Raw genomic sequence first — 22,704 nt, 5'->3', positions numbered from 1 at the left:
TGCGTTTAAATCGCTATTTGATGGAGGCAATTTATTGCGGATTCGTCTTGGTGAGCTAGGTTTGGTATAATACAGTGGGGTCTTATTATTATTTAGGGCGTCGAGATCACCTACTTGCAGGCAGAAAAATACCGCCTCAGTGGGCGGTATCATTGAATTAACTAGTAATATTATTCGTCGTCTAAGTCCAGCGAGTACTTATCAAACTTTATAATCTCCCCACCAAACCAATCATTCAATTGCATCATCTTACTTTGTAACGGCATCAACTCATTGCGCACAAATACTTTTGCCGCTTTCTCAACATCACCAAAGCCGCCCACATTTTCAGGAATGATCCCCATGATTTGTGGTGGCACGCGGTGTGCCGCTAACATATCGTCACGACTTACATTTTTAATATTAAGGAATTCATCTTTTGCGGCAGCTTCGGAAAGCGGAATAGTTTGGATACCGTCTTTCTTTCCCCCTGGTGCGTACAAAAATAAATTGCGAAAATTCCCTGGTCCTTTACTGCTTTTGAGTGCTTCACGAATTTTATCAACATCATCGGTTTTTTGTGCTGCATCACTGATATACAAGATATAACCGGCATGCGAGCCATTGAGATAATATTTACGGCGAAATAGTGTTGCCGATTCATTGAGCAGTACGGAGGGGATCGCCGCAAGATATTCCGGCAAGCCGTATAACTCTTGGTTAATATCCGGCTCAATCAAGTGAAACACTTTACCCGTTTGAAATTCATACGGTTTAATATCGTAGCCATATTGCACAAACCAGTAAGTTTCTAAGTCAACACCGCGGCGGGTAAACTTAGCCGGCGAATGTTTAAAATTCAGTGATTGTCCTAACCGGTTATTTCGTTCTTCAAGATACCCATTACCAAACAGTAAAAAATCTAATGCCCAGCTATCAAACGTCTGACGACTTAAATATTTATTGGGTATAAATGTGCTGGTGAGAATATTACGTTTTACATAAATTGCGCTGCTATGGTGTGGGGCTGCACGGAACGTGCGCGCAAGGCCGTTAAAACTAATTGGCGGCTCATAGTAATTATCAATTTGCACACATTCCAAATAATCAAAAATTTCACGCTTATCAAGCACAGGGATTGGGTCACCGAAAGTGAATGCTTCCATTGATGCGCTGTCGGTTTTTTGCGCCAGTGTGTGTGATTGGCGTTTTTTATTTTTACGGCTCATTAAAAGACCTCGACGATATTATGTTGATTGTGATTTTCACCGGTGATCGGTTCGTTATAAAGGGCGTGCATGGTTGCCCATGCTAAATCTGCGTGGCTGGCTTCTTCGCTGCGGTCAGCTTCATAAGTTGGGCGGTTACCACTGGCGGTAGTAGCACGGCGAATGGCCATAAAAGATTGCGTGATATCATTACTACCCGCGTCATATTCCAACCGGTCATGGCTAATCACGTCATAAGCCTTAAGCACCAATGCATTTTTTAAGGCAGGGTTATAGACAAATTCTTTTGCAGCAGGGAAAAATTCCCGCACATTTTGCAGGACACCATGGCCAATACCTGTGGAATCAATCCCGATGTATTGCACGTTGTAACGCTCGGTGAGTTCTTTTATCGCGTCCGATTGCGCGCGAAAATCCATGCCACGCCATTGATGATGCTCAAGTATGCGAAACTTACCGCCTTTGTGTAGCGGTGGCGCAATAACCACGCAACCCGCACTATCTCCGTTTTGAGTACCTTTCGCGGGGTCATAACCAATCCAAACAGGGTGATAGGCGTATGGGCGTATCATTAATGGTTGAACGTCGTCCCATATTTCCCAACTGTCCACCATGCATTTTTGCATTAACTGCAAGTTGAAGATGGACGCAATATCATCGACAAACTCACACATCAACAAGTTTTCAAATTCATCAGGGCTATATTCTAAATAGAGCTGGTCAATATCAAATAAATTACAGCCGCCGCGCATGGCATCCTCAATGGTGACAATTTGTCGCCACTGGCCATCACCACACATCATGCCATTCACTAACGCTTGATGGCTGATATCGACCTCAACGTGATCGGCTTTACGACGACCACGATTAAAGAGCTTTCCAGACCAGAACGGATACGCGCTGTGTGTTAATGCGGATGGGGTCGAAAAGTAGGTTTGACGCCATTTTTTGTGCATGGCCATACCGGAGGCGACTTTGCGTAATTCTTGGAATTTGGGTATCCAGAAATACTCATCAAGATACAAATTACCGTGGTAACTCTGCGCGGTACGGGCATTGGTGCCAAGAAAATACAGTGTTGCGCCATTAGGCAAAACTATCGGATCACCTTTTAAGTCAACATCAACCTCTCGCGCCATATCAATAATGTAGCCTTTGAATACGTGCGCTTGGGCTTTACTGGCCGATAAAAAAATCTGGTTACGCCCTGTAATGAGCGCATCCATAAAGGCCTCACGAGCGAAAAAGTAAGTCGCCCCGATTTGGCGTGATTTTAAGATATTACGAATGCGGTGTTGATGGCCTGCGCCGTACCAAACCTTTTGGTAGGCAAACATATTTTCACGAAAGATTTCTTCCAGCTTTTCGATCTGCTCTTCGCTAAACAGATTCTTTTCAGGGGCGCGGCGTTCACCTTTATTGCGATTAGCCAGTTTCGGATTTAAATCAACCTCATTGCCACCGTTTTGATACTTGTGAATTTTGGCGTGTCGTTCGACTTGCCGGTAAAGCAAGTCAATTTCTTTAAAGTCTTTACCCTCTTTATTTTCTTTGCTAATTAGCGTACAAAGTCGCATTTCTAGCGTCATTTCCACGCGCTCAACGGGGGTAATCTCATCCCATTTGTCGCGCCGTTTCCAGCTGTGGATAGTGGCAGCTTTTTCTTTGAGGATTTCAGCAATACGCGCAATTCGGTACCCGTTAAAATACAGGTGCATCGCGCGTTTTCTTGGGTCAAAATCGTGTAATGTTTTCATGCCGCCAGATTACTGGCTCACACGCCCAATCACCCCGAGCTGCCGTTGTGCCATTTCCCACACAATGGCAAAGCATTGTTTCTTAGCCCCCATCCCTGAAAACATAGGCTCATCAATTTTTTAACTACGCATTAAATTTAATTGCCGGAGCCTGAGCAATGACAAAAAAATCTAAACCGGTGCGCCTTTGTGTTGAGGGAGCCACAACCGATGGGCGCAAAGTGCAACGCCAATGGTTGACGGAAATCGCCAAAAATTACGATAAAAATGTTTATGGTGCCCGCATCAATATGGAGCATTGGAATTATTCTTTTATGCCGCGCTTCGGTGATGTTGAGTCGGTCTATACCGAGGAAATCAGCGAGGGAGCATTAGCAGGAAAGCTAGCACTATATGGCGTGTTAACACCAACACCTGAGTTGGTCGAAATGAATAAAAAACGTCAGAAAGTTTACACGTCTGTTGAAATCAATCCAAATTTCTCTGATATGAACGGTGCTTACTTGGTGGGCGTAGCCGTCACGGATAACCCTGCCAGCCTTGGCACGAGCATGTTGGAATTTAGCGCGGGTGCAGATAAAACCGCCACTTTCTCAGAACGCAAGCAAGATAAAGATAACGTCTTTACAGCGGCGGAAGAAACGGTAATTGAATTTACCGAAGAAGAAAACAAACCAGAAAAACCCAGCTTGAAAGATCGCATCATGGCGAAATTCAGTCGTGAACGTCAGCGCAATGACTCCGAACTGAATGACATTCACCAAGCAGTAGAGCTTTGCGCGGAAGAGCAAACCGAAACTGCACAAAAGCTGACTCTGCTTGAAACACAAGTTAAAGCGTTATCGGGTATCAAGCAAGAAAATGAAACCCTGCGCAGTGAGCTGGACCAACTCAAAAAAGATTTGAGCCAGCAAGATAATCAGCAACACCGCCCCACGTCTTTTGGTGGCAATACAACCAACACTGAAAACCTGACTGATTGCTAAACGGGAAAAACAATGAGAAAAGAAACAAAAGTTAAATTTAACGGTTACATGACCCGTCTAGGTGAGATTTACGGTGTTCAGCCACACGAATTCACAGATTCAAAAGTGGAAATTGAGCCTTCGGCAGCCCAAAAACTGGAAAGCAAAATTCAGTTAAGCGCCGTCTTTCTGACCAAAATTAATATTGTGCCTGTTAAAGACCAGGTGGGCGAAAAAATCGGCCTCGGCATTGGCTCAACGGTTGCCGGCACGACGGACACCACCAAACAAGACCGCGAACCGACTGACCCGACACAATTAGCCAAACAAGGTTATCACTGCCGCCAAACGAATTTCGATACCGCTATTCGTTATGAAAAACTGGACATGTGGGCGATGTTTGAAGATTTTCAGCGCCGTATCCGCGATGCCATTATTCAGCGTCAAGCCCTTGACCGTATCATGATTGGCTTTAACGGTACGAGCCGCGCGGCAACTTCAAACCGTACAGTCAACAAAATGCTACAGGACGTCAACATCGGTTGGTTACATAAAATTCGCCTTGAAGCCCCTGAACATGTTTTAGGTTCTTCAACCGATAAAGACACCAACCAAATCACCCCTGAGCCTATCAAAGTGGGTAAAGGTGAAGAGCATGAAAACCTTGATGCACTGGTTATGCAAGCCGTTGACCACGCCATTTCTGAAGTCTATGCCGATGATACTGATTTAGTGGTTATCTGTGGCCGCTCACTTTTAGCCGATAAATATTTCCCTATCGTCAATCGTGATCAAGCCAATACCGAGGCGTTAGCTGCCGATGTGATTATCAGCCAAAAACGCCTCGGTGGATTGCCGGCGGTACGTGTTCCTTATTTCCCGAAAAATGGAATGCTTATCACACGATTAGATAATTTATCTATCTACTGGCAAATCGAATCACGCCGCCGTCAAGTGGTGGACAATGCCAAACGTGACCGTATCGAAAACTACGAATCAGTGAATGAAGATTACATTGTTGAAGATTACGACTGTGTGGCGTTGATTGAAAACATTGAGCTGACGTCTGGAAAACCGGCGGAGCCTACTGAGCCGGACGAAGTAAAAGACGCGCCAACCGGAGAATAAGCTGTGAATCCGTGGGAACGAAAACGCATGCAGGTTGAAGCCAAGAACGTCAGCGCCTATGGCGTTCTTGCTGACCCCTCGGCAGCAACACAAGTCAAATTGATGTTGCGCCAACATATGCGGGATCTAGGTAAAACCCAATCATTTGAACGCAAAGCTGCGTACAAACGTAAAGCCTTACCGCTATACGAAACGTGGATCACTGAAACATTAAAAGGCAATTCAGGCGTTCAAGATGATGTGTTGATGTACCTCATGTTGTGGAGTTTTGACGCGGGTGTCTATGTGCAAGGGCTCGATATTGCAGAGTATGCATTAAAACACAAGCTCGCCATGCCATCAGGCCAATCCCGCACAACCGGTTGTGCTATTGCCGAAGAAATGGGAGATAGAGCCAAAGAAGCCTATACCGCAAAAAATCCCATTCCATTGGATATATTGCAGCGCACCATGTCATTGATTGAGCATGAAGATATGCCCGATAAAGTGCGTGGTGAACTGCATAAATGGCTCGGTTACAGCTTGCGAGACAACGATTTTCCACAGCCAGCCTTATGTGAATTAATGCGTGCCCTTGAGCTCAATGAGCGCAGTGGGGTTAAGCAAGACATTAAGAATATTGAAAAGTTTTTGTCAGCAAAAAACAGGGCTGATGAATAAAGAACGTGCCAACGCGCAAGGCGGCGCGAGATAAGAAATCTATTTTTCGGACTCTCGCCCACCGCCTACCTATTTTTAAGGTGACCTTATGGATTTTGTTTCACCCGAACCCGCTAACGAAAAAGACGAAACGATCACCAGTGGTGATTTTTGGCCTGCGATTAATACCCGTGCATTTCGGGAATCAATGCGAGTTGACGGTACGGTCACCCAAAGTCGATTAATTGAAGCCTTAAAAAACGCCATCATCGAAACCAACCGTGAATTATCCCGCTTTCAACAGCAAGAAATCCACTTGGGCTATACAACGTTAGGCGCAGTTCCGGCCAGCAAAATTACGCATGGGGAGATTGACGTATCGGAATTAGTGGTCCTTTATCGCCGTGCCGTATTCAGCGCGGCAAAAGCAAACTTAATCGAGCGTTACCGCGATATAGATACCACACCAAACGGCAGCAAAAAAGCCGATGCCTTAGAGCCGAATATTGATGATTTACAGCGTGATGCTATCTGGGCAATTCAGCGCATCAAGGGAACGACACACAATATTGTTGAATTGATATGAAAATCAGAACGATAAAAGGTGACACCATAGACGGGATATGTTGGCGATTTTACGGCAGAACGACAGGCATGACCGAGGCTGTTTTGTTAGCGAATCCCAATCTTGCCGAACATGGTGCCGTGCTACCTGCGGGGCTATTGATTGAGTTACCTGAAATTACCGAAGAGCCGGTACAGCCACTTATACAGCTATGGGATTGATACATGTTTGATAAAGATCCGAACAGTTTCGGTATCGCACAGTGGTTATTAATGCTCTTCATTTCAATGTGGGGAGGTGTTGTGAGATACATCATTGACGTTAAAACGAATAATGCCCCGTGGAGCTGGTTTGCGGCTTTTATGCAAATGGTCGTTTCCGGCTTTGTCGGGTTGTTAGGCGGATTGCTCTGTATTGAGGGAAATCAGAGCATTTATATCACCCTATTCACCACCGGTGTATTTGGTGCGATGGGAAGTATCGGACTTTCCTATTTATGGTCACGCTTTACTGGAGGAAAACATGTCTAACGTACCACGCGGCATACGCAACAATAATCCGGGCAATATTGATTATAACCCGAGAAACCCATGGCGAGGGGAGCTGGCCTTTGACCCTAGCATTGAGCCCCGTCATAGCCGTTTTGAGAAACCTGAATACGGTATTCGCGCATTATTCAAGCTTTTGCGAACCTATTCAACCTATGCAGGAAAACAAGGGGTTGGTTGCGGCAAAATTGATACGGTGGAAGAAATTATTGAACGTTGGGCGCCGGCAAAAGACCGTAATAATACAGAGGGTTATATTAATCGTGTCTGTAAAGAAACGGGCTTTGGTCGTCATGATTGCCTTGATGTTTATGACAAAGAAACGGCATTCAAAATCGCTAAAGCGATAGTTCATGTTGAAAACGGTCAGCAGCCATACAGTGATGAGCAGTTTGAAAAAGGGTGGGCGATGTTGTGATGTTTGAACCCAATAATGCGAGACGAAAAGCTTATGTTTAATATGAAAAAGTGGGTAATCGCTTTCGCATTATTCCTTGTCGCCGGTGTCATATTCGCCGGCTGGCAAGGTCTCAAAAAAATAGATCGGCTTAATGAACGAGTCGGCATACTCACGGCAGAAAACCAACAACTTTCGTTAGACGTTGATAAAAAATCCGCGCTGATCTCTGAGCAATCATTAAGTTTTCACCGTGCAAATCAAATCGCGGGTGATGCCTATCGTCGCGGTATTATTCAACGTGCCGCCGCCGAGGAAAGAAAAATTGAATATAAAACCCTTCTTAAAAACGAGCCAACGTGTGATTTACCTGTGCCTAAGTATCTTGCTGATCGGGTGCTCGACAACGCCTACCGTATCCGTGCAAACGCAATGCGTTCCCATTCCGAAAACACTAACCCAGCAAGTACCCCCACCGCTACCGGACGGGTTCTAACTTATTGCGATTTGGCTTTGATGGTTGACCCTTTACTCGCGGCCTTAGAAACCACCAATATTCAATTGGGTGCGATCGAATTATTTGATGAGGAGCGGAACGGTGAAAAAACTCACTAGCTTACGGGCGTACTTAGACAGTAAAATTCCGTTTCTCAAAGATAACCCTGAAAACCTGTATTTATTTGTTGAAAATGGGCGGATTATTTCCACCTTGGAAGAAACGCCCAGTTTTGAATATGAATACACCGCCAATATCATTATTGAACGTTATTCAGGTGATCAGAATGTCTTAATTGCCGTAGTCAATGACTGGCTAAGAAAAAATCAGTCTGATATTTCGGCGAACCCTGCTAAGCGGCAACAAGATTTTAGATTTGAAGCGGTGATTTTAGATAATAAAACCGCCCACATTAGTATTGATTTAAATCTCACTGAGCGCGTATTAGCGATTGATAAAGACGGAAAATATGTGATTGAGGCCACCCCTGAGCCTGCAAACCCTTTTGATGAATGGCGCACCACACAATGAATGATGATACTTTGCGTCAACTTGACAGTGAATTAACGCATTTATTAAATCGCATGTCGCAAGGCCAGCGCCGGCAGCTCGCCAAAGAAATCACTCGCGATTTACGCCGTTCTCAAATTAAGCGCATTTCACAACAAAAAAATCCGGATGGCAGCCCATATACCAAACGTAAAGCGAATTTCATCACGGTACAACGTGAAATCCAATTTATGTGGCATGGCCAAAAACGTACCTTACGGAATTGGCGTGGTAATAGCAAAACAATCACTGGCCAAGACGCGAATAAAAAAGCGCAGCGCTCATTTCGTAAATCAGATATTCAGCGCTATATCAGCATCAAGAAAGATAAAATCAGTACAGCGCGTAAAACCAAGCAAACCCGCATGTTTAAAAAGCTCGCCACTGCCCGTTTTTTACGTGCATACAGTGGCGATAAAGAAGCCGTCATTTACTTTTTGCCTTCAGCAGCAAACATCGCCGGTGTACACCAATTCGGTTTAACAGAGCGTATTGGTAATGCAAAAATAACCTATCCATCACGCCAGTTGTTAGGGCTCACTCCGCAAGAAATCAGGCATATTGAAAGTCAGATTATTGATTTCCTCTCTCGATAATGTGTATCACCGACTGCACAAAAGGCAGTAGCTGCAATCAATACACTATCAATGGCACGCTTAAGAAAATCATTTTTTTGAGGTTGCCATGCGCAAATACATTCCGCTAATTCCTACTCTATTTATCATTATTTACTCACTGGTTATCTTTTGTGATACGGGCGTAGGTAACTATATTTCTGTGGTGATCATCAATACGTACATTTCACTTCACGGCTTTAAATTATTTTTTACTCTCACGCCTTTTTTATCCAATAAAGATTATGAATATACCTTTGAGGGCTTCGAAAAGCTTCTCATACCGCTTGATGAATGGATTTATCGAACGGTGATTTTATTGACAGCGATCGGTGTGATTATCCTATTCATAACAAGTCAGTGGGTTGTCGTGCCATTCTTTGTATTTTGGTGTTTTTGGCAGGGGTTGGCTCGCGGTGTGCTTTTGTCGGCAGTCAAGGCAGCGAGTAAATAAACTATGTCTGCCGAGATTCGTCGCCTAATCAAAAACCTGATCCGCACAGGCACTGTGACTAATGTTGATGCACAAAAAGGATGTCGTGTTAAAACTGGTGAGCTAGAAACCGACTGGCTAAATTGGATCACCTTGCGTGCTGGTAATACTCGCACCATGAATGCACCTAGCGTGGGTGAGCAAGTTCTTATCCTTGCTTTAGGCGGCGAACTTACCACGGCATTTGTGCTAACCGGTATCTTTTCCAATGAACATGCCGAGCCGACCAGTTCACTCACAGCAGACCACCGAACCTATTCAGATGGGGCAATCATTGAATATGAACCCGCCACTGGTGCATTAATCGCAACAGGGATTAAAACGGCTACGATTGAGGCCAGTGAGCAAATCAACGCCACCACAAAAGTGGTTATCGTCAATGCGAGCAAGCAAATTAACCTCACCACTCCAACGGTGATTTGCTCACAAAACCTGACCTGCGCCACACTCAATGTCACCGAGGGCGGCGAAATGACGGGAGATATTGTTCATAAAAATGGGACGTTTTCATCAAATGGGGTTGTTCTGGATGATCACGATCATGGTGGTGTTGAGCGTGGCGGAAGTCGCACGGATGGTCCTCAATGAGATATTGCGGCATGAATCGAATGGATGGAAAAATCATTTCCGATATTGAGCATATACGCCAATCCGTACGCGATATTCTGATCACCCCTATCGGCTCGCGCATCGCACGGCGAAATTATGGCTCGCTATTATCAGAACTTATTGACCAACCCCAAAATCCAGCCCTGAAATTACAACTGATGTCAGCCTGTTATACCGCGCTCATAAAGTGGGAGCCGCGCATTTTGTTAACGCGTATTAATTTAAGCAGCACCGAGACCGCGCAGATGGTGATTGATATTGAAGCCACAAACCAAGACACCAATCAGTCATTTAATTTTTCGGTCAATGTGAGGTAACGATGGCAGCCAGTATTGATTTAAGTTTATTACCGGCACCGGATGTGGTCGAAACGTTAGATTATGAGGTGCTATTTGCCGAACGCAAAGCCGCACTAATTGGTGCGATGCCAGCAGAACAACGGGAAGCCATCACCCGCACCTTAGAATTGGAATCTGAGCCGTTAACCAAATTATTGCAAGAGAGCTGCTACCGTGAATTGATTTTACGTCAGCGCGTTAATGAAGCGGCTCGCGCAAGTATGGTGGCCTTTGCTACGGGTGCCGACCTTGACCAACTTGCGGCCAATAACAACGTGAAACGCTTGATGTTATCTGCGGGTGATGAAAGTGCCATTCCACCGATTGCACCGGTGTATGAATCTGATTCCAATTTACGTATGCGTATACCGGCCGCTTTTGAAGCGTTAAGCGTAGCAGGCCCGATTGGCAGTTATGAATATCACGCTCGTAGCGCAGATGGTCGAGTTTCTGACGCTTCTGTCATTAGCCCGCTACCGGCTCATGTCACGGTTACCGTTTTATCCCGCGAGGGGAACGGCAGCGCACCGGCTGATTTAATTGAAAAAGTGAACGTAGCTTTAAATGATGAAGATGTTAGGCCGGTTGCTGACCGTGTGACTGTGCAATCGGCAACCATCGTTAACTATGAAATCGATGCGGTGATTTACTGTTATCCCTCCCCTGAATACGAACCGATTATGGCCGCAGCTGAGGAACAAGTGAAACGCTATGCCACACAACAACACCGACTAGGCCGTGACATTGTGCTCAGTGCCATTTATGCCGCGCTACATGTGCAAGGCGTGCAACGTGTGGAGCTGAAAAAGCCGGTTGCAGATATCAAACTGGATAAAACACAGGCCAGCTTCTGCACACAAATTAACGTGGCACTAGGGGGCTCAGATGAATAATCGTTTATTACCTGTCGGCTCATCACCGTTAGAGCTCGCGGCGGCTGAGTCATTGGCACAGATTGAGCGCGTGCCTATTCCGATCCGCATTCTATGGAACCCTGATTTATGCCCCGTGCATTTGCTGCCGTATTTGGCGTGGGCGTTTAGTGTTGACCGGTGGGATAAAAACTGGACGGAAAAAGCCAAGCGGGATGCCGTGAAAGCCGCCATGTTTATTCATAAGCACAAGGGCACGATAGGCGCCTTGCGCCGCGTAGTTGAGCCGTTGGGTTATTTAATCCGTGTAATTGAATGGTGGAAAACCAACGAAACCGCCGGCACGTTTCGCCTTGATATCGGGGTTCTTGAAACCGGTATCACCGAGGAAATGTATCAAGAGTTAGAGGCGTTAATTTTTGATGCCAAGCCAGCGAGTCGTCACCTTGTCGGGCTCACTATTCAACTAGAAACCCGCGGTGAATTCTATTGCGGGGCATCTAGCTATACCGGTGATTCATTGACGGTTTATGCATATACACCGCCTTTAATTTCAGTTTCTGGCCTTGATGTTCAAGGCGCGGCTATTCACTTAATTGATGAAATGAGGATTAATCCACAATGAAATACTTTGCTCTGCTCACTAAATTAGGTGAGAACTTACTCGCTCAGGCCACCGCCTTGGGCACAAAACTTGAATTAACACATATGGCGGTGGGCGATGGTGGCGGGAGTTTGCCAACGCCAGATACCAATCAAACCAAATTGATCGCAGAAAAGCGCCGCGCCGCCATTAATACACTGTTTATTGATGACAAAAATAAAAACCAAATCATTGCAGAGCAAATTATTCCTGAATCAGAAGGCGGCTGGTTTATTCGTGAAATAGGCTTGTTTGATAAAGCTGGTAATCTAATTGCCGTGGCAAACTGCCCCGAAACCTATAAGCCACAACTTACCGAAGGCTCAGGCCGTACACAATCGATTCGCATGGTGTTAATTGTCAGTCACACTGAATCGGTCACATTGAAAATTGACCCGTCAGTTGTACTGGCAACCCGTGAATATGTGAATACTGAAATCACCGTGCTGGACAAAAAAATTGATGCGCTATCAGCACAAACCAAACTGGATTTAAATAAAAAATTCGACAAGGCGAACATTTCAGGCGTTCTAGGCAATGATAATGACAAAGTTCCTAGCTTAAACTTGCTCGCAACTGAATTGGGCAAAAAACAACCAAAAGGTGATTATGCGGATGGAAATAGATTTACCATAAACGGCACAGATGTTTCCATTAAAACTCCAAATAATAATTCTTCATTCGACTTAGGTAATACTGGATGGATTTCAGTAAAAAACCTCAACACGAATAAAATAACATTGTCTGTTGATAGCACTGGTCGAGTTGGTAACTGCTTGATACCTGTTGAGTGTGGCGGAACGGGAGCAAAAAATGCCAGTGACGCAAGGAATAATTTAAGCTTATACAGCAAGGATGAAGTCAATGCATCGTTGGCAGAAAAAATCAGTAAAGGTGAAAATGGTTTATTTGCCGATATCGGTAGCGCTCAATCCTTGACAGTCACTAAAGCACAGTACGATATCGGTTTTCGTGGTTCAGTGCAGATGAGTAAATCTGAGTCGCCTTACTCCTCGTTGATTGATGGCACTGTAATTATTACAAGAATAAATGATTATAGCGCTAAGCGTGGGTTTGAGCTTGCTTATAAAGTCAGAGGAAAAGACCTGTGTGTTGGTTTTTCAACATCAGGGAATGGTACGACTGAAAACTGGGAATACGCAAAGGTATACACTGGATTCAATGTGACAGAAGATCACAATGGGGGTTTAAAGACGTTAGGGACAGTAGGATTAAGCGACTATCCCGTAGGTGCACCTATTCCATGGCCTCAAGCTGCTGCTCCGTCAGGCTTTTTAGTCTGTAATGGACAATCATTCAATAAAACAACCTATCCACTTTTAGCAAAAGTATACCCAACAGGGGTTTTACCTGATTTGCGAGGAGAATTCCTTCGTGGTCTTGATGCTGGTCGGAATATTGACAGCGGTAGAGCTGTTTTATCCGCGCAAGGAGATGCTATTCGTAATATTAAAGGGTCTTTGGGTAGGAGTTTTAAGACTAACGTAGCTGAAGAAGTGGGAACAGGAGCAATACGCTCCGCACACACTTCAGAAAGGGGAGGTGTATCCGCAGAAAGTGGAGCCTATGGGTCATTAGATTTTGATGCTTCAAGAGATGTACCAACAGCAAATGAAAACCGTCCACGCAACATTGCATTTTTATATATCGTGAGAGCAGCATAATGAAAAACTATAATTTAGAGGTTGAACAAGCCGAAATTGGCGCAAATGGTTTAGCAACAAAAGCAGGTTGGATTAAAGTTTATATTGCAGACCCACAAACGCGCGAATATTTAAACGCAAGCATGGAGAATATTTATTTTGATGTAAGTGTGTCCGCTGGCGCTTATATTGATGCGCCTGAATTACCCACAAAAGCCGGTTTCGCGGTGGTGCGTAGTGAGGATGGCTCTAAATGGGAAATTGTCACCGATAACAGAGGGAAAACGGCTTACAGTACGGAAACCCGTCAACCGATTGAAATTGATTTTATTGGCGATTTGCCCGATATGCTAACTCTTTTAGAGCCCAAAACTGAGTTTGACGTGTGGAATGGCAAAAAGTGGGTAATAGATACTGAAGCCCAAAAAGCGGCATTGGTTGCACAAGCCGAGCAGGAAAAGGCGCAACGATTAGAGGAAGCGAATACCACCATCACATATTTACAAGATGCGATTGAGGTCGGTCTTGATGATGACAATTACCAAGCAAAATTAACAGCATGGAAAACATACCGTGTTTTGTTAAACCGTGTTGATACTTCACTCGCACCAGATATTGATTGGCCTGAAAAACCCGAATAACATTAATCTACTCTGAGCCCCAACCAATGGGGCTTTGTTTCATCCTTCACACAATCGCCATTTCGTGCATTTGCCTTAACCCCAACCCAAAATTGAGCTATTGCAAAATAGAGGACGCTAGTAATGGCTCAAGATTATCACCATGGCGTGCGAGTGATTGAACTCAACGAAGGCACGCGACCTATTCGCACCATCAACACCGCCATTGTCGGAATGGTGTGTACTGCCGATGATGCAGACACAAAAGCCTTTCCACTCAATACCCCTGTTTTAATTACAGATGTGAATAATGCGGCAGGTAAAGCTGGCGAAACTGGCACGCTTGCTCGCTCACTGGATGCCATCGGTAACCAATCAAAACCGGTCACCGTGGTTGTACGTGTTGAACAAGGCGAAAGCGAAGCAGAAACCACATCCAATATTATTGGTGGTACTACACCCGATGGCCGTAAAACCGGCTTGCAGGCATTAACCGTGGCGCAAGGCCGTTTAGGTGTTAAGCCTCGCATTCTAGCCGTACCGGCTCACGATACACAGGCGGTTTCATCAACGCTCGCCAGTATCGCGCAAAAAATGCGTGCCATGGCTTACATTTGCGCCTATGGCAGTAAAACCATTTCGGATGCGATTGATTACCGCAAGAACTTTAATCAACGTGAATTAATGTTGATTTGGCCTGAATTCCAAAGTTGGGATACCGTCGCGAATGCAGAGAGTAATATCTACGCCACCGCATGTGCTTTGGGTTTACGTGCCAAAATTGATAATGAAATTGGCTGGCATAAAACTTTGTCTAACGTGGGTGTTAATGGTGTCACGGGCATTTCTGCCGATGTGTCATGGGATTTACAAGACCCTGCCACTGATGCTGGCTTACTCAACGAAAACGATATCACCACGCTCATTCGCAATAACGGCTTCAAATTTTGGGGCTCCCGTACTTGCTCTGATGATCCGTTGTTTGCCTTTGAGTCCTATACCCGCACCGCGCAGGTGTTATCCGATACCATCGCCGAGGGGCTGGACTGGTCAATTGACGGTACGCTTAATCCCTCACTGGCTCGCGATATTATCGAAAGTATCAATGCAAAACTGCGCAGCATGACAACGCAAGGCTATTTGTTAGGCGGTGAATGTTGGTTCGATCCAGACGTTAACACCAAAGAAGAGCTGAAAAGCGGCAAATTATACATTGATTATGACTATACAGCCGTACCCCCACTGGAAAACTTACTGTTACGTCAGCGTATCACTGACCGCTATTTATTAGATTTTGGCTCAAAAATTAAGGGGTAATCATGGCCTTACCACGCAAACTTAAAGATTTAAATTTATTCAATGAGGGTGAAAGCTATATGGGGCGTATTGAAGAAATCACGCTACCGAAAATCACCCGTAAATTTGAAACCTATCGCGGCGGCGGCATGAATGGCGGCGTCAAAATTGATATGGGGTTAGAAGATGATGCACTCTCTGCCGAATTAACATTTGGAGGCTTAGAAGCCCAGCTTTATAAGCAATGGGGGATCACTCAAATTGATGGCGTGATGTTGCGCCTCAATTGTGCTTATCAACGCCAAGATACCAAAGAATACACCGCCGTTGAGGTCGTGTTACGGGGTCGATTCAGTGAAATTGACTCCGGTAATGGCAAGGCCGGTGAAAATACCCAAGTCAAAGCGCCTTTTAATGCCACGTATTACAAACTCATTTGGGATGGTGAAACACTCATTGAGATTGATTTACTCAATATGATTGAAAAAGTTGATGGTGTTGACCGCCTAGAAGAACAACGCGCCGCATTAGGTTTATAGGAAAAGTAAATGACTGAACCCGTAGAAAAAAATCAAATCACCGTCACGCTAGATGAACCCATCACGCGTGGAACAACCACAGTGACAGAGATTGTGGTACGTAAACCCAATTCTGGAGCATTGCGTGGTGTTCGTTTAGCCGCACTGATGGAAATGGATGTGGATTCGGCAATGTTGGTATTACCCCGCGTCACCGCACCAGCATTGACGAAACCCGAATTAATCATGATGAACCCCGCGGATATGCTGAATTTAACCAAAGAGCTTGTGCTTTTTTTGTTACCGAAGTCGGTGACTATGGATTTCCAGAACGATTAACCGTGAATGATTTAGTGGCAGATATTGCCACTATTTTTCACTGGTCGCCGGCTGTCACCGATGAATTTTCCCTAACCGAATTATTAGAATGGCGTTATCACGCCCTTAAACGTAGCGGTGTAGAAGATGAGTAAAGATTTACGTTTACAGGTGATTTTAAGCGCCGTTGATAAATTCACGAAACCGTTTAAGAGCGCCCAAGCGTCAAATAAAAAATTGGCGGAAACCCTCCGCCAATCTAAACAACAACTCAAAGAGCTCAACAACCAAGCCAAGCAAATTGACGGGTTTAAGAAAACCAAGCAATCCCTTGATAGTGCGAGTCAAGCGTATCAACAGGCTACCGCCAAAGTTAGCCGGCTCGCACGTGAATTATCCACCGTTCAAAATCCCACGAGGGCCCAATCACGGGAGCTTGACCGCGCAAAAGCGGCTGCCGCAAAACTCAAAGCTGAAACCGGCACACTGAGTGCTTCATTGCAGCGCCAACGGGAAGCCCTAAAAGGCAGTGGGATTTCAACACGCCAGCTAAGCCAAGCCCAAATCAAATTAAATAGTGATATTGCCAGCACAAGCCGGCGATTACAGCAACAAGAGCAGCAACTAAAACGGGTAGCCAACCAAGAAAAGCGAATGTCTGCGGCAAAAAATAGCTATCAAAATGCCATGGGAGTGCGTAATAAAATGGCCGGTAGCGGCGCGGGTATGCTTGCATCCGGTGTGGGGTTAGGTTATGCGGCTAAAAAAGTCTTAGTACCAGGCTATGATTTTGAAATCGGCATGTCGAAAGTGCAAGCCTTAACTCGCCTTGATAAAAATTCCGACGACTACAAGATGTTAAGGGAACAAGCGCGAGACCTCGGGGCAACAACCGCATTTACCGCTAATGAAGTTGCACAAGGACAAGCGTTCTACGCCATGGCCGGTTTTAAACCTGAACAAATTAAAAATGCCATGTCCGGCACTTTATCCATGTCATTGGCTGGTGATATCGACTTGGCCACCACGGCTGATATTGGTTCCAACATCTTGACCGGCTTTAAGCTGAATTCTAATGAAATGAACCGTGTCAGTGATGCCCTTGTTGCCACGTTTACGCGGTCTAACACCAACCTCACTATGCTTGGCGACACGATGAAATATGTAGCGCCGGTTGCTTCGGGGCTCGGTGTCGATTTAGAAACCGCCGCCGTTGCCGCCGGTAAACTCGGTGATGCGGGTATTCAAGGCAGTATGGCCGGTACAGGCTTACGCTCTATTTTAGGGCGCTTGGCAGAGCCGCCGAAAATGGCTGGTGAAGCCCTTGATAAATTGAAAATTAAAACCCGTGATGCCAAAGGTAATTTGCGCCAATTTACCGAGATACTCGCCGAGCTAGACAAAAAAACAAAAAAAATGGGTACGGCAGAGCGTGCCGGACTGTTTAAACATATTGCCGGTGAAGAGGCATTTTCTGCCCTCTCAGTATTGGTTGACCAAGCTGGCTCCGGTCAGTTGCAGGCCATGATTGCTGAAATCAAAGCCGCTAAAGGGGAAGCGGAAAAAGTCGCCAAAACCATGACAGATAATCTTGATGGCGACTTAAAAAACTTAACCTCGGCTTATGAAGATGTGGGGATACAAGTTTTTGGTGGTGCGGATAGCCCTTTGCGGGATATCACTAAACGAGTCACTGATCTCATTTCGAAGTTTGGCCAATGGGCAAAGAAAAACCCTGAACTGGTCAAACAAATCACCATGATCACGTTGGGATTAGGTGCGGTGCTGGCCGTTGGTGGCGGTATCACATTGATGATTGCGGCATTAATTGGCCCACTCGCCATGGCGAAATTAAGTCTGTCCGTATTAGGTATCAAAGGCAGCGGCTTTCTATCATTACTGATTAAGCCTATTAAGTTAATTGGAACGGCATTTATGATGCTAGGCCGTGCGCTATTAGCTAACCCGATTATCTTAATTATCACGGCTATCGCTGGCGCAGCTTACCTGATTTATAAATATTGGGATGATATCGTTCCGTACGCTAAAAAATTATGGAACAGAGTCACAGAGATATTTTCCCAATTCTGGGAGGGAGTTAAATCCTATGTGCTGAATTGGGGGCTTGTCGGGCTGGTTTATCAGCACTGGGGTGAGATTGTCGCTATCACTTCTCGTATGTGGGCATTGGTGAAGAAAACCATTTCTGATAAGTGGGAGCAGATTGTCGCGGATGTTAAAGGTTTACCGGAACGCTTTAAACAAATTGGCGGTGAGATCATTGATAGCCTGAAAAACGGCATTCTGGAAAAATGGGAATCACTGAAAGCCCAATTTGCCGAACTCAAGCAAATGACCACGAATATTTTGCCCGATTGGATGCTTTCGGATGAAACCAAAACTGTGCGCGCCATGTCACAAGTGACCGTTATTCAAGCCGGTATGAAAAGTGCGGGCATGTTCGACAATGGCGGATTTATTCCCCGTGGACAATTCGGTATTGCGGGGGAATATGGCCCCGAGCTTGTTAATGGGCCAGCTCATATCACTAGCCGGAGAAAAACCGCTGCACTGGCTGCGGCGGCATTAACTATTGGCTCTATGACCGCGACAGCAAAACCCATCCATCCTTATGCTTTACCCGCAAATAGCTATCAATCCGCGCCAACAACCATAAATCAAAGCAATCACGCGGCAAATACTGCGCCGGTCACTATCAATATTTATCCATTACCGAGCCAGTCAGCAAACGATATTGCTAGAGAAGTCGCTAGACAATTAGAGCAAAACCAACGGCGTGAACAGGCAAGACGACTGAGTCGGTATCAAGACAGCGAGGACGATTAATTATGGCAATGGCAGCACTAGGCTTGTTTGTCTTTCAATTAAATACAACGCCTTACCAGATGATGCAAATTAACCAAAAATACCGTTATGGGGTGAATAATCGTGTCGGCAAGCGCCCCGCAGTTCAATTTATCGGCCTTGATAATGACGATATCACATTAAGTGGCTCATTATTCCCGTCACTGACTGGCGGCAGGCTGTCATTACTGGTATTAGAGCAAATGGCAGAAACGGGAAAAGCATGGTCGCTGATTGATGGCTCAGGCACCATTTACGGTATGTTTGTAATTGAAGAAATCACCCAATCGAAAAGTATTTTTTTTGATGATGGCTCGGCCAGAAAAATTGATTTTACGCTGAAATTAAAACGCACTGATGAATCACTGTCTCAAATGTTTGGCGATCTAGGTCAGCAGCTCAATGATATTCGCGGAGCCTTACCGCTATGAGTTTTTTAACCAAAGATGAGTTAACTCCTGCTTTTGCGCTCGCGGCAGGCGGTGAAAATATTAATAGCCTGATTCAGGGGCGTTTAATGTCATTAACCATGACGGACAATCGCGGCTTTGAAGCTGACCAATTAGATATTGAGTTGGATGATAGCGACGGACAACTCGCCTTACCAAAGCGAGGTGAAACCCTGTCATTGCATCTTGGTTGGAAAAACGAACCGCTGATCTACAAGGGGACGTTTACGGTTGATGAGGTTGAACATAGCGGCGTGCCAGATAAGCTCACGATCCGTGGTCGTAGTGCGGACTTTCGCGACACTTTAAACGTCAAGCGTGAGCAGTCTTACCATCAAAAATCGTTGGGCGATATTGTACGCACCTTGGCGGAACGCAATAAGTTAAAGGCGGTTATTGATGAAAAATTAGATAAAATTAAACTCGCTCATATCGACCAAACCAACGAATCGGACGGCTCATTTCTCACACGAGTGGCTAAATCCGAGGGGGCAATTGTTGCGGTTAAAAACGGAAACTTACTGTTTATGAAACAAGGTCAAGGGCTCACCGCAACTGGCCAACCGATTCAAACGATGCACATTAATCGCTCTGTCGGTGATGGTCACCGTTTTACACTGGCTGACCGCGGAGCATACACCGGCGTTATCGCTAACTGGCTTGATACACGTGAGCCGAAAAAGAAAAAAGCAGTGACGGTAAAGCGTAAGCGAAAAAGCAAACAACCTACAAAACCCGCTGAACCGAAAGAAAAACAAGGGGAATATCTAGCTGGCGAACAAGGGAACGTTCTCACGCTTTCTCATACCTACGCCACGAAAGAAAATGCCGCCCGAGCAGCAAAAGCCAACTGGGAAAAAATCCAACGTGGTGTTGCGTCATTTTCGATTCAACTCGCGGTTGGTCGTGCAGAACTCTACCCTGAAATGCCTGTCACCGTCAGCGGATTTAAACCCGAAATTGATAACGCGGACTGGACATTAACGCGAGTCGTTCATTCACTGAATGACAGTGGTTTTACAACCGCATTAGAGTTAGAGGTGAAAATTTCAGATTTAGATATGGCTGATGAATAATTTTTTAGACTGTATGGATACACATGATATAATTTACATAACATCAACATCATGACAAAGGATACATAATCATGATGAATTGTCCTGAATGCGGTCACGCTGCACATACACGTAGTTCCTACCAAGTTTCATCCGAAACTAAAGAACGTTATAACCAGTGCCAAAATATCAATTGTGGTTGCACATTTGTCAGTCACGAATCAGTAACCAAAATTGTTGTTAAACCTGCACATATTAATGTTGTTGAACCGCATCCGAACAAATACCAGCAACCCTCTTTAGCATTATAGAAACTAAAGCCCCTCAATTGAGGGGCTAAATATTACTTAGAAACACTAATCAATTCGTTGAAAAAGGTATCAAAGCCTTTTTTACCACTATCATCAAATCGTAATTCATTGAATCGCGCAGTAAAAGAGCAACTATCATCGGTTAGTTCACTCAAATTATTAACCGGAATATATTTTTTAATGATCTCTAATGCCTGTGGTTTAGTGATAGTTGTTGTATATTCTGGTGAGTCTTTCAGCTTTTTGCCGTCAAAATCTACCAAGTAGGATGTTACTGTAACTTTATCGTTAGGTGTATTAATCAAAGCACGGTAAACACCATAGACAACAGCGCGCTTAGTTAATAACTCTTTTACATCAACAATATCATTACTAACAGCTTGCGGAGATAATCTAATTTTTAGCGGTGACTCACTAATAATTTCGAGTGTGTTATTTTCAGGGTAATAATCACTGAAATATTCCATAGCATCTTTTGCGGTTGCATAAATTTTATTGTCTTTCGTGCATTCTTGGTCACTAGATAAGTAACTATTTTTTTGTGGCTGTTTTTGTTCTTCAGTTTGTGGGCTGCTTTTTGCTTGCTCTTGGGTTTGTGACGGCTCGGCAAAAACAATGAATAAAGAAAGTAGAACAAGGATAGCTATGGAATAAACAAGTGAGGATTTCATCCTATTAGGCATAAGCACTAGTTTAGGCTTTATTAACCCCAGAATAAAAGCAATTAAAGCTATAAGAGTCAGTATAAAAAATAAGTTATCCATGAATTCTCCTTTTAGTGAGTGACGTGCTTAAATTAGATTCTGGTTTGAATGATAAGTAAAGCCCCTCATTTTGAGGGGCTGATGGGTCAATAATGGTCGATGTGGACGTAACGTGGACAGTGTGAATTGTAAAGTATTAAATAACAATAAGTTACAGTTAAATAATGAACACCATCCCTGTCTTTTATAGCCCCTTTTAGGGGCTTTTTTTTTAATAAATTATATCTTCAATTCTTTAAAAACAGTAACTTATCAATATTTAAAAGGCTATGAAAGTTCATCAAAGTTCGCAGAGGTGGACGGTAAGTGGACGGTCGCCTACGTCGATTTAATTGTTTTAGGTAGGGAAATGTGATGAATTAGCCAAATAATTCAGAATGAGAACCACAGCGAACTAATATGATTTCATTGGTTTGGTAGTTTATATCCCAAATTAATAAAAAATCGGGTTGTATGTGACATTCATAGCAAGGTCTCCAGTTTCCTTTTAAGGGATGAGGCAAATATTCTGCTGGAACAGAGCCAGTAATGCATAGGTGGTTATCGATTAACTCTTTTAATAGCTGAGTATTTCTTTTTTTGTCAGATAACGACTTTTTTAAGTCTTTTTTGAATTGGGATTTAACGCGAATTTTCAGCATCGGACTTGCTCACTTGGCTAAATAAATCTTCAGCAGAGTCAAATGTTTCGTCTGTAGTTGGTGCATTAATAGCTTCTAATGTAATTGAGTTTGGTGTTTTTAACTCAATAGGAAAAGCTTGTCGCAATGATATTTGCTTGACGAAAATACGAATAGCATCAGACATGCTAATCCCTAATTCAGATAACACTGCTTCAGCATTTTCCCTGACTTTAGGCTCAATTCTGGCTCTGACAATATCTGTTTTATGTTGAGTACTGGCCATTACCGTTATCCTCTTCTTATGGTGAATGTTTGAATTGTAGCACGCATGGGCTACAATTTGAAATTGATTTTTAAAAAGGCGTTTTTTTGTTGAAAGTCTGCTATTTTCATTTCTCAT

General features: G+C 44.4%; 30 protein-coding genes. 25 read left to right on the top strand and 5 right to left on the bottom strand.

Annotation, left to right across the window (positions count from 1 at the left end; translation table 11 throughout):
* Positions 1 to 170: 170 nt before the first annotated feature.
* Positions 171 to 1,208, bottom strand: a complete 1,038-nt coding sequence (locus tag CYG50_RS18705) for a phage portal protein (protein WP_116068811.1) — start codon at positions 1,206 to 1,208, stop codon at positions 171 to 173.
* Positions 1,208 to 2,965: a terminase ATPase subunit family protein gene (locus CYG50_RS18700; RefSeq protein WP_116068813.1), complete on the bottom strand. Its 1,758-nt coding sequence runs from the start codon at positions 2,963 to 2,965 to the stop codon at positions 1,208 to 1,210. The genes CYG50_RS18705 and CYG50_RS18700 overlap by 1 nt, the downstream gene beginning before the upstream one ends.
* Before the next feature lie 158 nt (positions 2,966 to 3,123).
* Between CYG50_RS18700 and CYG50_RS18695 the strand changes: the two genes are divergently transcribed.
* From CYG50_RS18695 to CYG50_RS18575, 25 genes are all read left to right on the top strand, one after another.
* Positions 3,124 to 3,951, top strand: a complete 828-nt coding sequence (locus CYG50_RS18695; RefSeq protein WP_102140817.1) for a GPO family capsid scaffolding protein — start codon at positions 3,124 to 3,126, stop codon at positions 3,949 to 3,951.
* A 12-nt stretch (positions 3,952 to 3,963) separates the two neighbouring features.
* Positions 3,964 to 5,058 carry a phage major capsid protein, P2 family gene (locus CYG50_RS18690; protein WP_116068815.1) on the top strand — a complete coding sequence of 365 codons (1,095 nt, stop codon included), beginning with the start codon at positions 3,964 to 3,966 and terminating at the stop codon, positions 5,056 to 5,058.
* A gap of 3 nt (positions 5,059 to 5,061) precedes the next feature.
* A complete protein-coding gene (gene gpM / locus CYG50_RS18685) occupies positions 5,062 to 5,718 on the top strand; it encodes a phage terminase small subunit (protein ID WP_238706812.1) in 657 nt (218 codons plus the stop codon).
* Between the two features lie 88 nt (positions 5,719 to 5,806).
* On the top strand, positions 5,807 to 6,283 hold the full coding sequence (locus tag CYG50_RS18680) for a head completion/stabilization protein (protein ID WP_116068819.1): 477 nt from the start codon (positions 5,807 to 5,809) through the stop codon (positions 6,281 to 6,283).
* Positions 6,280 to 6,483 carry a tail protein X gene (locus CYG50_RS18675; RefSeq protein ID WP_071548739.1) on the top strand — a complete coding sequence of 68 codons (204 nt, stop codon included), beginning with the start codon at positions 6,280 to 6,282 and terminating at the stop codon, positions 6,481 to 6,483. Before CYG50_RS18680 ends, CYG50_RS18675 begins: the two co-directional genes overlap by 4 nt.
* Positions 6,484 to 6,486: 3 nt before the next feature.
* Positions 6,487 to 6,792 carry a phage holin family protein gene (locus tag CYG50_RS18670; protein WP_036962068.1) on the top strand — a complete coding sequence of 102 codons (306 nt, stop codon included), beginning with the start codon at positions 6,487 to 6,489 and terminating at the stop codon, positions 6,790 to 6,792.
* Positions 6,785 to 7,228 carry a structural protein gene (locus CYG50_RS18665; RefSeq protein ID WP_116068821.1) on the top strand — a complete coding sequence of 148 codons (444 nt, stop codon included), beginning with the start codon at positions 6,785 to 6,787 and terminating at the stop codon, positions 7,226 to 7,228. Before CYG50_RS18670 ends, CYG50_RS18665 begins: the two co-directional genes overlap by 8 nt.
* 42 nt (positions 7,229 to 7,270) lie before the next feature.
* The gene (locus CYG50_RS23550) at positions 7,271 to 7,822 is read left to right on the top strand and encodes a DUF2570 domain-containing protein (RefSeq protein WP_116068843.1); all 552 of its coding nucleotides are present in this window, start codon (positions 7,271 to 7,273) and stop codon (positions 7,820 to 7,822) included.
* Complete coding sequence (locus CYG50_RS18655; protein WP_102140827.1) at positions 7,806 to 8,234, top strand: phage tail protein; 429 nt, start codon at positions 7,806 to 7,808, stop codon at positions 8,232 to 8,234. The genes CYG50_RS23550 and CYG50_RS18655 overlap by 17 nt, the downstream gene beginning before the upstream one ends.
* Positions 8,231 to 8,848: a phage virion morphogenesis protein gene (locus tag CYG50_RS18650; protein ID WP_102140826.1), complete on the top strand. Its 618-nt coding sequence runs from the start codon at positions 8,231 to 8,233 to the stop codon at positions 8,846 to 8,848. The genes CYG50_RS18655 and CYG50_RS18650 overlap by 4 nt, the downstream gene beginning before the upstream one ends.
* A gap of 88 nt (positions 8,849 to 8,936) precedes the next feature.
* Positions 8,937 to 9,320 (top strand): hypothetical protein, encoded by a 384-nt coding sequence (locus tag CYG50_RS18645; RefSeq protein ID WP_116068823.1) that lies wholly within the window; start codon positions 8,937 to 8,939, stop codon positions 9,318 to 9,320.
* 3 nt (positions 9,321 to 9,323) lie between these two features.
* Positions 9,324 to 9,947, top strand: a complete 624-nt coding sequence (locus CYG50_RS18640; protein WP_102140739.1) for a phage baseplate assembly protein V — start codon at positions 9,324 to 9,326, stop codon at positions 9,945 to 9,947.
* Entirely contained in the window at positions 9,944 to 10,285 is a 342-nt protein-coding gene (locus CYG50_RS18635) for a GPW/gp25 family protein (RefSeq protein ID WP_102140738.1), read from the top strand. The genes CYG50_RS18640 and CYG50_RS18635 overlap by 4 nt, the downstream gene beginning before the upstream one ends.
* Before the next feature lie 2 nt (positions 10,286 to 10,287).
* Positions 10,288 to 11,199 carry a baseplate assembly protein gene (locus CYG50_RS18630; protein ID WP_102140737.1) on the top strand — a complete coding sequence of 304 codons (912 nt, stop codon included), beginning with the start codon at positions 10,288 to 10,290 and terminating at the stop codon, positions 11,197 to 11,199.
* Positions 11,192 to 11,803, top strand: coding sequence for a phage tail protein I (locus CYG50_RS18625; RefSeq protein WP_102140736.1), 612 nt, complete (start codon positions 11,192 to 11,194; stop codon positions 11,801 to 11,803). The genes CYG50_RS18630 and CYG50_RS18625 overlap by 8 nt, the downstream gene beginning before the upstream one ends.
* Positions 11,800 to 13,506: a phage tail-collar fiber domain-containing protein gene (locus CYG50_RS18620; RefSeq protein WP_238706811.1), complete on the top strand. Its 1,707-nt coding sequence runs from the start codon at positions 11,800 to 11,802 to the stop codon at positions 13,504 to 13,506. Before CYG50_RS18625 ends, CYG50_RS18620 begins: the two co-directional genes overlap by 4 nt.
* Positions 13,506 to 14,126: a tail fiber assembly protein gene (locus CYG50_RS18615; protein ID WP_102140735.1), complete on the top strand. Its 621-nt coding sequence runs from the start codon at positions 13,506 to 13,508 to the stop codon at positions 14,124 to 14,126. Before CYG50_RS18620 ends, CYG50_RS18615 begins: the two co-directional genes overlap by 1 nt.
* A 123-nt stretch (positions 14,127 to 14,249) precedes the next feature.
* Complete coding sequence (locus tag CYG50_RS18610) at positions 14,250 to 15,422, top strand: phage tail sheath protein (RefSeq protein WP_116068825.1); 1,173 nt, start codon at positions 14,250 to 14,252, stop codon at positions 15,420 to 15,422.
* A gap of 2 nt (positions 15,423 to 15,424) precedes the next feature.
* Positions 15,425 to 15,940 carry a phage major tail tube protein gene (locus CYG50_RS18605; protein ID WP_036962042.1) on the top strand — a complete coding sequence of 172 codons (516 nt, stop codon included), beginning with the start codon at positions 15,425 to 15,427 and terminating at the stop codon, positions 15,938 to 15,940.
* Positions 15,941 to 15,949: 9 nt separating this feature from the next.
* Positions 15,950 to 16,258, top strand: coding sequence for a phage tail assembly protein (locus tag CYG50_RS18600; protein ID WP_036962040.1), 309 nt, complete (start codon positions 15,950 to 15,952; stop codon positions 16,256 to 16,258).
* 14 nt (positions 16,259 to 16,272) lie between these two features.
* Positions 16,273 to 16,392, top strand: a complete 120-nt coding sequence (locus CYG50_RS18595; RefSeq protein ID WP_036962273.1) for a GpE family phage tail protein — start codon at positions 16,273 to 16,275, stop codon at positions 16,390 to 16,392.
* Positions 16,385 to 19,084 (top strand): phage tail tape measure protein, encoded by a 2,700-nt coding sequence (locus tag CYG50_RS18590; RefSeq protein WP_116068827.1) that lies wholly within the window; start codon positions 16,385 to 16,387, stop codon positions 19,082 to 19,084. Before CYG50_RS18595 ends, CYG50_RS18590 begins: the two co-directional genes overlap by 8 nt.
* A gap of 2 nt (positions 19,085 to 19,086) precedes the next feature.
* A complete protein-coding gene (locus CYG50_RS18585) occupies positions 19,087 to 19,533 on the top strand; it encodes a phage tail protein (protein WP_102140831.1) in 447 nt (148 codons plus the stop codon).
* Positions 19,530 to 20,627, top strand: a complete 1,098-nt coding sequence (locus CYG50_RS18580) for a phage late control D family tail protein (RefSeq protein ID WP_116068830.1) — start codon at positions 19,530 to 19,532, stop codon at positions 20,625 to 20,627. Before CYG50_RS18585 ends, CYG50_RS18580 begins: the two co-directional genes overlap by 4 nt.
* Positions 20,628 to 20,698: 71 nt before the next feature.
* Positions 20,699 to 20,917, top strand: coding sequence for an ogr/Delta-like zinc finger family protein (locus tag CYG50_RS18575; RefSeq protein ID WP_102140616.1), 219 nt, complete (start codon positions 20,699 to 20,701; stop codon positions 20,915 to 20,917).
* A gap of 32 nt (positions 20,918 to 20,949) precedes the next feature.
* Here CYG50_RS18575 and CYG50_RS18570 read toward each other — a convergent pair whose 3' ends face one another.
* From CYG50_RS18570 to CYG50_RS18560, 3 genes are all read right to left on the bottom strand, one after another.
* Positions 20,950 to 21,681 (bottom strand): hypothetical protein, encoded by a 732-nt coding sequence (locus tag CYG50_RS18570; RefSeq protein ID WP_102140617.1) that lies wholly within the window; start codon positions 21,679 to 21,681, stop codon positions 20,950 to 20,952.
* 359 nt (positions 21,682 to 22,040) lie between these two features.
* Positions 22,041 to 22,322 carry a type II toxin-antitoxin system YafQ family toxin gene (locus CYG50_RS18565; protein WP_102140618.1) on the bottom strand — a complete coding sequence of 94 codons (282 nt, stop codon included), beginning with the start codon at positions 22,320 to 22,322 and terminating at the stop codon, positions 22,041 to 22,043.
* On the bottom strand, positions 22,303 to 22,587 hold the full coding sequence (locus CYG50_RS18560; RefSeq protein WP_102140619.1) for a type II toxin-antitoxin system RelB/DinJ family antitoxin: 285 nt from the start codon (positions 22,585 to 22,587) through the stop codon (positions 22,303 to 22,305). The genes CYG50_RS18565 and CYG50_RS18560 overlap by 20 nt, the downstream gene beginning before the upstream one ends.
* Between the last annotated feature and the right edge of the window lie 117 nt (positions 22,588 to 22,704).

The sequence above is a fragment of the Providencia huaxiensis genome (genome assembly GCF_002843235.3).
Classification (GTDB): domain Bacteria; phylum Pseudomonadota; class Gammaproteobacteria; order Enterobacterales; family Enterobacteriaceae; genus Providencia; species Providencia huaxiensis.
The sequence above is the reverse complement of the archived record's forward strand: the minus strand, read 5'-3'. Positions and strand labels throughout refer to the sequence as shown.

Excerpts from the sequence above, each read along its gene's own strand:
- CYG50_RS18705 (WP_116068811.1), bottom strand. The coding sequence starts at position 1,208 with ATGAGCCGTAAAAATAAAAAACGCCAATCACACACACTGGCGCAAAAA.
- CYG50_RS18700 (WP_116068813.1), bottom strand. The coding sequence starts at position 2,965 with ATGAAAACATTACACGATTTTGACCCAAGAAAACGCGCGATGCACCTG.
- CYG50_RS18695 (WP_102140817.1), top strand. The coding sequence starts at position 3,124 with ATGACAAAAAAATCTAAACCGGTGCGCCTTTGTGTTGAGGGAGCCACA.
- CYG50_RS18690 (WP_116068815.1), top strand. The coding sequence starts at position 3,964 with ATGAGAAAAGAAACAAAAGTTAAATTTAACGGTTACATGACCCGTCTA.
- CYG50_RS18680 (WP_116068819.1), top strand. The coding sequence starts at position 5,807 with ATGGATTTTGTTTCACCCGAACCCGCTAACGAAAAAGACGAAACGATC.
- CYG50_RS18675 (WP_071548739.1), top strand. The coding sequence starts at position 6,280 with ATGAAAATCAGAACGATAAAAGGTGACACCATAGACGGGATATGTTGG.
- CYG50_RS18670 (WP_036962068.1), top strand. The coding sequence starts at position 6,487 with ATGTTTGATAAAGATCCGAACAGTTTCGGTATCGCACAGTGGTTATTA.
- CYG50_RS18665 (WP_116068821.1), top strand. The coding sequence starts at position 6,785 with ATGTCTAACGTACCACGCGGCATACGCAACAATAATCCGGGCAATATT.
- CYG50_RS23550 (WP_116068843.1), top strand. The coding sequence starts at position 7,271 with ATGAAAAAGTGGGTAATCGCTTTCGCATTATTCCTTGTCGCCGGTGTC.
- CYG50_RS18650 (WP_102140826.1), top strand. The coding sequence starts at position 8,231 with ATGAATGATGATACTTTGCGTCAACTTGACAGTGAATTAACGCATTTA.
- CYG50_RS18645 (WP_116068823.1), top strand. The coding sequence starts at position 8,937 with ATGCGCAAATACATTCCGCTAATTCCTACTCTATTTATCATTATTTAC.
- CYG50_RS18640 (WP_102140739.1), top strand. The coding sequence starts at position 9,324 with ATGTCTGCCGAGATTCGTCGCCTAATCAAAAACCTGATCCGCACAGGC.
- CYG50_RS18635 (WP_102140738.1), top strand. The coding sequence starts at position 9,944 with ATGAGATATTGCGGCATGAATCGAATGGATGGAAAAATCATTTCCGAT.
- CYG50_RS18630 (WP_102140737.1), top strand. The coding sequence starts at position 10,288 with ATGGCAGCCAGTATTGATTTAAGTTTATTACCGGCACCGGATGTGGTC.
- CYG50_RS18625 (WP_102140736.1), top strand. The coding sequence starts at position 11,192 with ATGAATAATCGTTTATTACCTGTCGGCTCATCACCGTTAGAGCTCGCG.
- CYG50_RS18620 (WP_238706811.1), top strand. The coding sequence starts at position 11,800 with ATGAAATACTTTGCTCTGCTCACTAAATTAGGTGAGAACTTACTCGCT.
- CYG50_RS18615 (WP_102140735.1), top strand. The coding sequence starts at position 13,506 with ATGAAAAACTATAATTTAGAGGTTGAACAAGCCGAAATTGGCGCAAAT.
- CYG50_RS18610 (WP_116068825.1), top strand. The coding sequence starts at position 14,250 with ATGGCTCAAGATTATCACCATGGCGTGCGAGTGATTGAACTCAACGAA.
- CYG50_RS18605 (WP_036962042.1), top strand. The coding sequence starts at position 15,425 with ATGGCCTTACCACGCAAACTTAAAGATTTAAATTTATTCAATGAGGGT.
- CYG50_RS18600 (WP_036962040.1), top strand. The coding sequence starts at position 15,950 with ATGACTGAACCCGTAGAAAAAAATCAAATCACCGTCACGCTAGATGAA.
- CYG50_RS18590 (WP_116068827.1), top strand. The coding sequence starts at position 16,385 with ATGAGTAAAGATTTACGTTTACAGGTGATTTTAAGCGCCGTTGATAAA.
- CYG50_RS18585 (WP_102140831.1), top strand. The coding sequence starts at position 19,087 with ATGGCAATGGCAGCACTAGGCTTGTTTGTCTTTCAATTAAATACAACG.
- CYG50_RS18580 (WP_116068830.1), top strand. The coding sequence starts at position 19,530 with ATGAGTTTTTTAACCAAAGATGAGTTAACTCCTGCTTTTGCGCTCGCG.
- CYG50_RS18575 (WP_102140616.1), top strand. The coding sequence starts at position 20,699 with ATGATGAATTGTCCTGAATGCGGTCACGCTGCACATACACGTAGTTCC.
- CYG50_RS18570 (WP_102140617.1), bottom strand. The coding sequence starts at position 21,681 with ATGGATAACTTATTTTTTATACTGACTCTTATAGCTTTAATTGCTTTT.
- CYG50_RS18565 (WP_102140618.1), bottom strand. The coding sequence starts at position 22,322 with ATGCTGAAAATTCGCGTTAAATCCCAATTCAAAAAAGACTTAAAAAAG.
- CYG50_RS18560 (WP_102140619.1), bottom strand. The coding sequence starts at position 22,587 with ATGGCCAGTACTCAACATAAAACAGATATTGTCAGAGCCAGAATTGAG.